The 9663-nt window shown below is 46.3% G+C and carries 11 protein-coding genes; 6 read left to right on the top strand and 5 right to left on the bottom strand.

The annotated features are described in order from the left end of the window. Positions 1-58: 58 nt before the first annotated feature. The 4 genes from BBA02S_RS19085 to BBA02S_RS19070 all read right to left on the bottom strand — a co-directional run bounded on the left by BBA02S_RS19085 (position 59) and on the right by BBA02S_RS19070 (position 2715). Positions 59-877, bottom strand: coding sequence for a ClpXP adapter SpxH family protein (locus BBA02S_RS19085; protein WP_052475277.1), 819 nt, complete (start codon positions 875-877; stop codon positions 59-61). A gap of 23 nt (positions 878-900) precedes the next feature. After that, the gene (locus BBA02S_RS19080; protein WP_041099250.1) at positions 901-1299 is read right to left on the bottom strand and encodes a globin domain-containing protein; all 399 of its coding nucleotides are present in this window, start codon (positions 1297-1299) and stop codon (positions 901-903) included. A gap of 152 nt (positions 1300-1451) precedes the next feature. After that, the gene (locus BBA02S_RS21455; protein WP_041114074.1) at positions 1452-2111 is read right to left on the bottom strand and encodes a lytic transglycosylase domain-containing protein; all 660 of its coding nucleotides are present in this window, start codon (positions 2109-2111) and stop codon (positions 1452-1454) included. A 13-nt stretch (positions 2112-2124) separates the two neighbouring features. Then, complete coding sequence (locus BBA02S_RS19070) at positions 2125-2715, bottom strand: CYTH domain-containing protein (protein ID WP_041114075.1); 591 nt, start codon at positions 2713-2715, stop codon at positions 2125-2127. A gap of 267 nt (positions 2716-2982) precedes the next feature. Between BBA02S_RS19070 and BBA02S_RS19065 the strand changes: the two genes are divergently transcribed. From BBA02S_RS19065 to BBA02S_RS19050, 4 genes are read left to right on the top strand one after another with little or no spacing between them, the layout of a single operon-like run. After that, entirely contained in the window at positions 2983-3360 is a 378-nt protein-coding gene (locus tag BBA02S_RS19065) for a UPF0738 family protein (RefSeq protein ID WP_041099256.1), read from the top strand. Between the two features lie 27 nt (positions 3361-3387). Continuing rightward, positions 3388-4032, top strand: a complete 645-nt coding sequence (gene yjbM / locus BBA02S_RS19060; protein WP_041099258.1) for a GTP diphosphokinase — start codon at positions 3388-3390, stop codon at positions 4030-4032. A 17-nt stretch (positions 4033-4049) separates the two neighbouring features. Further along, positions 4050-4844 carry an NAD kinase gene (locus tag BBA02S_RS19055; protein WP_041099260.1) on the top strand — a complete coding sequence of 265 codons (795 nt, stop codon included), beginning with the start codon at positions 4050-4052 and terminating at the stop codon, positions 4842-4844. Positions 4845-4848: 4 nt separating this feature from the next. Continuing rightward, positions 4849-5748 (top strand): RluA family pseudouridine synthase, encoded by a 900-nt coding sequence (locus tag BBA02S_RS19050; protein ID WP_041114076.1) that lies wholly within the window; start codon positions 4849-4851, stop codon positions 5746-5748. 88 nt (positions 5749-5836) lie between these two features. Here BBA02S_RS19050 and prpE read toward each other — a convergent pair whose 3' ends face one another. Beyond that, positions 5837-6574 carry a bis(5'-nucleosyl)-tetraphosphatase PrpE gene (prpE, locus tag BBA02S_RS19045; RefSeq protein ID WP_041114077.1) on the bottom strand — a complete coding sequence of 246 codons (738 nt, stop codon included), beginning with the start codon at positions 6572-6574 and terminating at the stop codon, positions 5837-5839. A 119-nt stretch (positions 6575-6693) separates the two neighbouring features. On the opposite strand from prpE, the gene BBA02S_RS19040 reads away from it, so the two are divergent. Both BBA02S_RS19040 and fabI read left to right on the top strand, forming a co-directional pair. Then, complete coding sequence (locus BBA02S_RS19040) at positions 6694-8550, top strand: monovalent cation:proton antiporter family protein (protein WP_041099265.1); 1857 nt, start codon at positions 6694-6696, stop codon at positions 8548-8550. 149 nt (positions 8551-8699) lie between these two features. Further along, on the top strand, positions 8700-9476 hold the full coding sequence (fabI, locus tag BBA02S_RS19035) for an enoyl-ACP reductase FabI (protein WP_041114078.1): 777 nt from the start codon (positions 8700-8702) through the stop codon (positions 9474-9476). The last annotated feature ends 187 nt before the right edge of the window (positions 9477-9663 follow it).

Here is a 9663-nt window from a genome sequence, read left to right as displayed (position 1 = left end):
CAGCCTGGAAGTCCAGGCTGTTTTTTTATGAAAAATGCCGGAACGGGCTTCCGGCTAATCACTGATCAATAAATTCCCATATGGAGCCGAATTTCATCGGTATTTTGCGCACTTTGCGCTGGAGAAGAAGCTTCTTCATTTCTTTTTCTACTTCCCGTTCATTCCAATTGTATACGACGCCGATTTCCTTTGAAGAGGTGAAGCGGAATTGCTTCAGAAAGTCTTCCAGAGCAGGCGGCTGCTGCGGCTCTGGCAGTTCATCCAACATTTCTTCAATAATCTGGACATAAATATCATAAGAATAAAGCCCGGTAATTTTAATGCCTTCTTCTTCAATGTTCTCGTTGAAAAAAACGAGTGTCGGCGTTTCGTCTACTTCCATTTCGGCAGCGATTTTCAAGTCGCATTGAAACGCTTTGGCCGCGCTGGAAGAATGCATGTCATTCAGAAATTCAGCTTTGTCTAGTCCAGCGTCATCGGCACAGTCATTTAAAACGTTAAGATCGGATACATTTTGCTTTTCAATAAACAAAACCTCCTGAAGCTTGCGCAAAAAGCGGCTTCCGGCCCGGCGTCCTTGCAGCTCTGCTGCCTTGATAGCAACCGAAGCAAGGAAAGGGGAGGAAACAGGATAGTCCATCCAAAGAGCACCATCACATGACATGCCAGATCTGGCTGCATTTGCTTCCCATCTTCGCAATTTGGAATCGGGGAGGTTCAATGCCGCAAGATTACCGGTCAACACCTGCTTTAAACGAAAGTAACGGCCATATTCAATGTGCAATTTTCGGATGAACGGCTCAAGCGCCCAGCATTCCGGACAGAGCGGATCAACAAACCAATAAATCTCCAAAGGCTTTTGCTGAGTGGAACACATCCGATTAAGCAGTAATGATGGTTTCAATAGTCTTCACCTGGTCCTTCCGGCTGGTTCACCATATGATTAGCCGTCAGTTCGAGACGATGATAGAAAAAGTCCCGTAAGTCACCATGCAGCTCGACTTCATCCATAGCTTCTCTCATACAAGAGAGCCAAGCGCGGGCGCGTGTAGGAGTAATCGGAAAAGGCAAATGGCGTGCCCGGAGCATCGGGTGGCCATGTTCTTCGGTATATAAAGGAGGCCCGCCCAAGTATTGTGTAAGAAACTGCTTTTGCTTGCGGGCTGTTTCTGTTAAGTCATCAGGGAAAATTGGAAATAAATCAGGATGCTGACTAACTTTTGAATAGAACGCATCAACTAGTTTTGAAAGTTTTTCTTCACCGATGTATTCAAATGGTGCTATTGATTTTTCGCCCATACCAATAACTCCTTTTTTCCTTGTAGTGTAAATTTATTTTATCAAGGGGGCTGTTATAACACAAACAAAGTGCTTGTGCCTATTTTTACAAGTTTCGGGCGGGGAGGAGTTATGCATATAAAAAAACAGACCAGCGAAGGGTCTGTCTTGGTTTAAGCATAATAATGAGAAGTAATTTTTTGCACGTAATTTCGGGTTTCTTTAAAGGGAGGGACGCCCCCGTATTTTTTGACGTTGCCCGGCCCGGCATTATAAGCAGCAAGTGCCAGCTTAATATTTCCGTTAAATTGGTCAAGCATTTGGCGGAGGTATTTCGTGCCGCCAAAGACATTTTGCTCAGGGTCGTAGGCGTTGGACACGCCGAGACCGCGTGCGGTGGCAGGCATCAGCTGCATTAGGCCGGCTGCTCCGACGTAGCTTCTGGCATTCGGGTTAAAGTTGGATTCCTGGCGAATGACCGCTTGAATCAGCTTTTTCGGCACGTTGTACTTTTCCGCTGCCCGGGTAATAATATCATCAAAATCTGTTTTGACATTTGTATTCACCGTTTTTAACAGGTCTGCTCCCGGCTTCGTCGGCAGAACAGCCGACGGTGCAGCAGAAAAGGATGGAGTATCGCCATTTGTGCTTGCTAAAGAGTTTGCCACCGATCCTCCACCGATGAGTTCCAGTCCTTCTATTAATGCCTGTTGCAGAACAGCGCCGAATACTTGGTTTGGAGCCGTTCCTGAAGAAGCTGTTGTATTGGGAGAAGGCGACATACTTTGCATGATGCCTGTGGCAAACATAGTTTGAAATGGATTACTGCTCATAGTTCGCTCCTTATTAATCTTCAGCTGCCTGCCGCAGCTTTTCGTTATAAAATCTTCTTACCTTATTATCGGCCTGCCTGATTGGAAGTTGATAGCTTTTTAGAAAATTATTGAAAATTTCTTCTCCGCTTTTTCTCTCTGCGGCTTCATATTCAATTTCAAAGTCTTCACGTCCTAAATAGAAGCTGTTATCAAACACAAGCAATCCGCTTTCATAATCTATCTCTGCTCTTTTCGTAGACAAGGTTCCAAAAGGTTTTAATTCGGCCAAATCGGTTATGACATAGGAAAGAGCTGTTTTTACCGGGCCATCCGGGAACGCCTCGCCGGCTAATAGCCCCTCTGCTTCTTGGCGAAAGAGCGGTTGTGATGTCTCCAGCAATCCGTCTTTGGCAGGCTCTTTCAGCGTTAACTCAAAGTCCCCATTTTTCTCGCGAATGCGCAGGGCACATCCTGCCTGCTTCAATAGAAAGTTTTTTGTATCAAAGTAGTGGTTGTGCTGGAGGCAAAAATCTTCCGGCCCCAGGTGAAAGGCATCCGCCAGCCGTTCAAAGTCTGTTTGGCTGACTATATTTTTGAACTCGATTTCTAATTCTTGACCCATGCTTTTTCCTCTTTCTTCAATTTAGTTTCGTCGTTCATAGCTCTGTATTTGAAATAGACAGATGTGTTAAAATATGAAATGAGTTTTCATACTGTTTGGTTGCAGCTATCGCAAGGCTATAGGCCGTTCCGTCTGCACAGCAGAAAAATGTTCGTTCACCCGCTGTTTTTTTACAGCCGGCGGGCACCTTGCCTTTTCAGGTAAATTCAGGCCAGGCGCTTCCGCCTTTAAGTTTATCATAGCAGGCACGGAGAGGGGAAAAAGAGAATGAGAAAAACAATTCATTTTACAAACGCATTGTGGGATGAGGATGGAGTGAAACTGCATGCAAACATGCCTGTGCAACTGTCAGGTGTTCAAGCAGCAGAGCAAATGATCGTTGATTCCGACGAAAAAGCCTTTGTTTATTTAGCAGAAGAAAAAGACGAATTTATCTATTTATACATACATGAAACAGTGTGGGAAGATCTCGAAAAAGCCTTAAAGGAAGAAGCCCGCTTGTTTGTTTCAGGCGAAGACGTTACTCTCGAACTGACTGGCTGGAAGGAAGAACTTGGTTATTTAATCGGCAATATTGAAGGCAATAGCAATTACGGAGAGGAAATGGTGAAAAAGGTAGAATCCGTCTTTTTGCATCATCAATAATGCAGCTGCGTCTGAGAGGGAAGAAGAATGAAAAATTGGGATGAATTTTTAATACCTTATAAGCAAGCGGTAGATGAGCTGAAAGTGAAGCTTAAAGGGATGCGCACACAATTTGAACATGGCGATGAGCATTCTCCGATTGAATTCGTGACAGGGCGCGTCAAGCCCGTGGCCAGCATTCTTGACAAAGCGAGAGACAAAAACATTCCTTTGGACCGCTTGGAAACGGAGATGCAGGATATCGCCGGTGTCCGCATGATGTGCCAGTTTGTAGATGATATTATTAAAGTCGTTAAAAAGCTGCGCATGCGCAAAGACTTTAAAATTGTTGAAGAGAAAGACTATATTTCCCACAAGAAACCGAGCGGCTACCGTTCGTATCATATGGTCATTGAGTATCCGGTGCAAACCATTCACGGCGAAAAGAAAATATTAGCGGAAATTCAAATCCGGACGCTTGCCATGAATTTTTGGGCAACGATTGAGCACTCATTAAATTATAAATACGAGGGGCAATTCCCGGAAGAAATTCTTATGAGGCTGGAGCGGGCAGCTGAGGCTGCTTTTCGCCTGGATGAAGAAATGTCGCTCATCCGTGAGGAAATTAAAGAAGCACAGGCGTTTTTCACGAAGAAGAAAGAGCAAGTAAAGGATCATAGAAGAAAAGAGTAGAAAGAAGGTGAACGGAAATGAAATTTGCAGTAACGTCCAAGGGAGATGCCAAGTCCAATGCTTTAATGCACAAGATCCGCGCTTATTTGCTGGACTTCAAGCTAACATATGATGAAAACAAGCCGGATATCGTGATTTCTGTCGGGGGAGACGGAACGCTTTTGTACGCCTTCCATCGCTACATTGAGCGCCTCGATAAAACCGCTTTTGTCGGTGTTCATACAGGGCATCTCGGCTTCTACGCAGATTGGGTGCCCGATGAGATTGAAAAGCTGGTCATCGCTATTGCCCGCACACCGTATCAGATTATTGAGTATCCGCTGCTTGAAGCCATTATCCGCTATCAGCATGGCGGCAAGGAAACAAGGTATTTGGCGTTAAATGAATCTACGGTCAAGGCCGTTGACGGAACGCTTGTCATGGATGTAGAAATTCGCGGCGATCAATTTGAGCGCTTCCGCGGCGATGGGCTGTGCATTTCCACTCCTTCGGGAAGCACGGCGTACAATAAAGCGCTGGGCGGCGCTATTTTGCATCCGTCTATCCGCGCGCTCCAATTGGCAGAAATGGCATCAATTAACAACCGTGTATTTCGGACGGTCGGCTCGCCGCTTATTTTGCCGGCTCATCACACATGCATGCTGAAGCCGGTAAATCGCTCGGATTTCCTCGTGACCATTGATCATCTGACGCTGCTTCATAAAGATGTGAAATCCATCCAGTACCGGGTAGCGAATGAAAAAATCCGTTTTGCCCGTTTCCGGCCCTTCCCGTTCTGGAAACGAGTCCATGATTCATTTGTGAGCAGCTGATCATATGAGGTTTCAATTGATTTGGACAGCGGCGGAGCAAGATGAAGGGAAGCTGCTGCGCGACTTTTTAATGGAGCAGCATGTCTCCCGGCGGGCACTGACAGATATTAAGTTCGGCGGCGGCCGGATTTCGGTCAACGGGCACGAGGAAAATGTCCGTTTTCAGTTGGCGCAAGGAGACAAGGTGACGGTGCTTTTCCCGAGGGAGGTGCCGAGTGAAGGCATTCTAAAAGAACACTTTCCGCTTTCGGTTGTGTTCGAGGATGAATACTTGCTTGTTGTGGAAAAGCCGGCGGGCATGAGTACGATCCCTTCCCGGGAGCATCCGTCAGGCAGTCTCGCTAATGGCTTGCTCGGGTATTATGAAGAACGGGGAATTGAGGCAACCGTCCATGTGGTGACAAGGCTGGACCGTGATACATCAGGTCTTGTGCTGATTGCGAAGCACCGGCATGTCCACCATTTATGTTCGGAAATGCAGAAGCGAAATGAAATATCCCGCGCGTATGAAGCGCTGGCAGAAGGAGTCATTTCTTCTGCCGGCGGGATCATAGAGGAGCCGATCGGGCGGAAAGAAACGAGTATTATCGAACGGGAAGTAAGAGCAGACGGCCAATATGCGTGCACTGCATTTAAAGTGCTTCAAACGTTTCCTGATTTCACCCGGGCAGCTCTCAAGCTTCGCACCGGGCGGACGCACCAAATTCGTGTTCATCTGTCTCATATAGGCCATCCTTTGCTCGGTGACGAGCTTTACGGAGGCTCCTTGGCTAAGATTGACCGCCAAGCCCTTCATTGTCATCAGCTCGCTTTTTGCCATCCAATCACACAGAAGCCGCTTTATTTCGAGTGTCCGCTTCCGCAAGATATGCAGGCAGTAATCGACCAAGCAGGCGGAGCGTAAAAGCCAGTGAAAACAGCACGACAATCCGATGAGAAACAATGATTAGTGGTCCTCCGGTCGCTGACGGCGGACCACTTTATTTATTATTTCAGTCTATTGGCCGGAATTTTTCGGGGACAAACGGCATGGAAGAAGGAACAGAGACGGTTTCTTTTTCAGGATAGCGAAAGGCGGTCAAGGCTCCGCCAAAAACGGCCCCTGTATCGATATTGGCTGTATGGCGGACGATCCGGACTTCTTTTGTCGGTGTATGGCCGTAAACGATCCATGGCTTCCCCTGGTAATGCTTGGCCCAGTCGCGCCGGACAGGAAAGCCGTCTGCATCGGCAGCGCCGGTAATGTCTCCATACAAGACAAAGGTTTTAACTTTGGAGCTGTACTTGCCAATATAGTCTTCACGAATGCCGGCATGAGCGATAATTAACTGGCCGCCATCAAGCACCTGGTAAAGCGGCGATTGTTCATACAGAGTGATAAATTGCTTTTTGACCCGTTTGTAATCGCGGTTATTTAATGCGTCTAATTCAGCGGCGGTTGTTTCTAACCCGTTATTGACCCGGACTTTGTTGCCGATCAGCATCCGGTACAGCTTGTTGCAATGATTGCCGGGGGAATAGTAGGCAAGCTTCTTTGCCCATAAGCCGTAGACAGTTTCAATCACGCGTACAGATTCCGGTCCGCGGTCCGTTAAATCACCGACAAACCCGAGCACCCGGTTTTCGGGGTGAAGGGGCAGGCCGCTTTCCCACGAATAGCCAAGCTTTTCCGTTAACTGCCGAAATTCGGCAAAGCAGCCGTGGATGTCTCCGATAATATCAATATTCATCTGGCAGGCACTCCTTTTCGTTATCATTTTTATCATACGGCAAGTTATAATGAAAGAACATTTCCACCGCTTTTGGTTACAGCAGTGACAGAAAAAATTATGAAAAAGGAGGGAGTTTTATGGCAGAACATGCTTCGTTGCTTTCATTAGTTATTGTGATCGTTGCCGCTTTTTTAACTCCCATTATTTTGCATCGGCTGAAGCTGAATTTTATCCCAGTCGTGATTGCAGAAATTATTGTCGGTTTGGTTATTGGAAAGAGCGGCTTCAACATGGTCTCCCAAGATGTCTGGCTTGATACATTGTCGACTCTTGGCTTTTTATTCTTAATGTTTTTGAGCGGGTTGGAGATTGACTTTACAGCCTTTTCCTCTAAGAAAAAGGGGACGCCGAAAATGGTTCCGGACAAAACAGAACCGAATGCCTTTGCTGCTGCCCTGATTATCTTCAGCGGGATTCTCGTTTTGTCTTTCGGCTTGTCGTATTTATTCGTACTGCTTCACCTAATTGAGGATGCGTTCTTAATGACACTTATTATTTCAACCATCTCACTTGGGGTGGTTGTGCCGACGCTGAAGGAAGCGCATTTAATGAAAACAGTCATTGGGCAAATTATTTTGCTTGTTGCGGTGATCGCGGATTTGGTGACGATGATTCTTCTGGCTGTTTTCGTATCGGTCAATGGCTCAGGTGGAGGAAATATGTGGCTGCTGCTCGTGCTGTTTGCTGCCGGTGTTCTTCTTTATTTCATTGCCAAGCGGTTTAAGAATAAGCCTCTCTTTGAAGCATTGTCCACAAGCACGGTGCAAATCGGAACACGGGCCGTTTTCACCCTAATGATCGTTCTCGTTGCTTTATCAGAATATGTCGGGGCAGAAAATATCCTTGGCGCTTTTCTGGCCGGTGTGCTTGTCTCGCTCCTGGCTCCGAATCACGAGCTTGTTCGTCAGCTCGACTCGTTCGGGTACGGCTTCCTCATTCCGATTTTCTTTGTCATGGTCGGAGTGGAGCTCGATTTATGGTCATTGTTAAGTGATAAAAAGATGCTGATGCTGATTCCGCTGCTGATGCTTGCCTTCTTTATTTCCAAGGTTTTGCCGCTTCTTTATTTGAGAAAGTGGTATGACCGGAAGACGGTTATGGCGTCTGCCTTTTTGCTTACATCTACGCTATCGCTTGTGATTGCCGCCGCCAAAATTGCGGAACGGGTGGGAGTCATTAGTTCACAAATGAGCGGCTTGCTCGTTTTAGTGGCCGTAATCACTTGTTTAATCACGCCTGTCGTCTTTAAGAAGCTGTTCCCGCCGCATATGAAAGAAGAAAAACGGATCAAAATCGCTTTCATTGGAGCGAATCAGTACACCATGCCGATTTCTAAAGAAATGAAATCTGCTTTATATGATACCGTGGTTTACCGGAAAAAATCAGAAGCGGAAGAAAATAATTTAAGCAACTCCACTTTTGATGTAGAGGAGCTTGAAGACCTGACGGTGGAAACACTGGAGGAAAACGGCATTTTTATGGCTGACATTCTCGTCTTTGCTACAGGAAACTTGGAGCAAAATGCAGAGCTGGCAATGGCAGCAAAAGAAAGAGGAGTGGAGCGCGTGATCGCGCATGTAGAAAGAGAAGAAACGGAGAAAAGGCTCCTTGAGAACGGCATCGAAACCTTCTCTTATTTCCTTTCTGCTAAGGCGCTTCTTCGCGCTTTAATCGAGTCGCCAAGCATTATCAGCATTTTGACCAATAAAGAAACATCGTTGTATGAGATAGAAATGCTCAACGGCAATTATGAAGGATTGGCTCTGCGAAACTTCCCGTTTACCGGAGATGTGATCTTTGTCCGCATTTTCCGCGGAAACGAATCGATCGTTCCTCATGGAGACACGGAGCTTCGCCTGCACGACCGGCTGATTTTGACCGGATCGAAAGAATATGTGGATGAATTAAAAGTAGAATTGGAGTATGGCGGATAAAGTAGAAGCGCGCCTTGAAAGTACAGTCTTTCGGGCGCTTTTCCTTTAAGGGCGTGTCCGCTTTTTTAAAACGATGCTTTTCAATCCATCGTTTTCCTGTTAATATTATTACTAGGTACTAATAACTTGTATTAATGGGAGGAACAGAGATGACTTTTTCTTTAACGGGGAAAACATTCGTTGTTATGGGAGTTGCCAATAAAAGAAGTATTGCCTGGGGAATCGCCCGCTCACTGCATGAAGCCGGCGCCCGTTTGATTTTTACATATGCAGGCGAACGCCTTGAAAAGAATGTTCGCGAGCTTGCTGAAACACTTGAAGGAAACGATTCTTTAATTTTGCCGTGTGATGTGACCGTTGATGAAGATATCGAAAAATGCTTCGCGCAAATTAAAGAACAAGTAGGAGTCATTCATGGGCTTGCTCATTGCATTGCTTTCGCTAATAAAGAAGATCTAGATGGAGATTTTGTTGATACATCCCGTGAAGGATTCCTCCTTGCCCATAATATCAGCTCGTATTCACTGACAGCCGTAGCTAAATACGCGAAGCCGCTTATGACTGAAGGCGGCAGCATTTTGACTATGACGTATTTAGGCGGCGAACGCGTTGTGAAAAATTACAATGTGATGGGTGTAGCGAAAGCGTCGCTTGATGCCAGCGTCCGTTATTTGGCTGCTGATCTTGGCCAGCACGGCATTCGCGTCAACTCCATTTCTGCCGGTCCGATTCGTACACTAGCGGCTAAAGGCATCAGTGATTTCAACTCAATTTTAAAAGATATCGAAGAAAGCGCCCCGCTGCGCCGAACAACAACACAGGAAGAAGTAGGAGATACAGCTGTATTCCTTTTAAGCGATATGGCTCGCGGAATTACCGGCGAAAACCTTCATGTTGACTCCGGCTTCCACATTATTGCGAAGTAAACATCTCTAGAACAGTTCTTAGTTTAAAAACCAGCTGACAGGTCAGCGGGTTTCAGACTGCAGACAAACTCAATGAAAATTGAGGTTTGTCTGCAGTCTTTTTTAGTTTATTTGTGGATGGAAACTGTTGCTTTCCATTCCAGGCGCTTTGCTTTCCGCGGGGCGGGCGGCGAGCCTCCTCCGCGCT

Source organism: Bacillus badius NBRC 15713 (assembly GCF_001591605.1).
GTDB lineage: Bacteria > Bacillota > Bacilli > Bacillales > Domibacillaceae > Pseudobacillus > Pseudobacillus badius.
This window is presented reverse-complemented; position numbering and strand designations above follow the sequence as displayed.

Bases quoted from the DNA above. Each gene is read 5' to 3' on its own strand.
- BBA02S_RS19085 (WP_052475277.1), bottom strand. From the start codon at position 877: ATGTGTTCCACTCAGCAAAAGCCTTTGGAGATTTATTGGTTTGTTGAT.
- BBA02S_RS19080 (WP_041099250.1), bottom strand. From the start codon at position 1,299: ATGGGCGAAAAATCAATAGCACCATTTGAATACATCGGTGAAGAAAAA.
- BBA02S_RS21455 (WP_041114074.1), bottom strand. From the start codon at position 2,111: ATGAGCAGTAATCCATTTCAAACTATGTTTGCCACAGGCATCATGCAA.
- BBA02S_RS19070 (WP_041114075.1), bottom strand. From the start codon at position 2,715: ATGGGTCAAGAATTAGAAATCGAGTTCAAAAATATAGTCAGCCAAACA.
- BBA02S_RS19065 (WP_041099256.1), top strand. From the start codon at position 2,983: ATGAGAAAAACAATTCATTTTACAAACGCATTGTGGGATGAGGATGGA.
- yjbM (WP_041099258.1), top strand. From the start codon at position 3,388: ATGAAAAATTGGGATGAATTTTTAATACCTTATAAGCAAGCGGTAGAT.
- BBA02S_RS19055 (WP_041099260.1), top strand. From the start codon at position 4,050: ATGAAATTTGCAGTAACGTCCAAGGGAGATGCCAAGTCCAATGCTTTA.
- BBA02S_RS19050 (WP_041114076.1), top strand. From the start codon at position 4,849: ATGAGGTTTCAATTGATTTGGACAGCGGCGGAGCAAGATGAAGGGAAG.
- prpE (WP_041114077.1), bottom strand. From the start codon at position 6,574: ATGAATATTGATATTATCGGAGACATCCACGGCTGCTTTGCCGAATTT.
- BBA02S_RS19040 (WP_041099265.1), top strand. From the start codon at position 6,694: ATGGCAGAACATGCTTCGTTGCTTTCATTAGTTATTGTGATCGTTGCC.
- fabI (WP_041114078.1), top strand. From the start codon at position 8,700: ATGACTTTTTCTTTAACGGGGAAAACATTCGTTGTTATGGGAGTTGCC.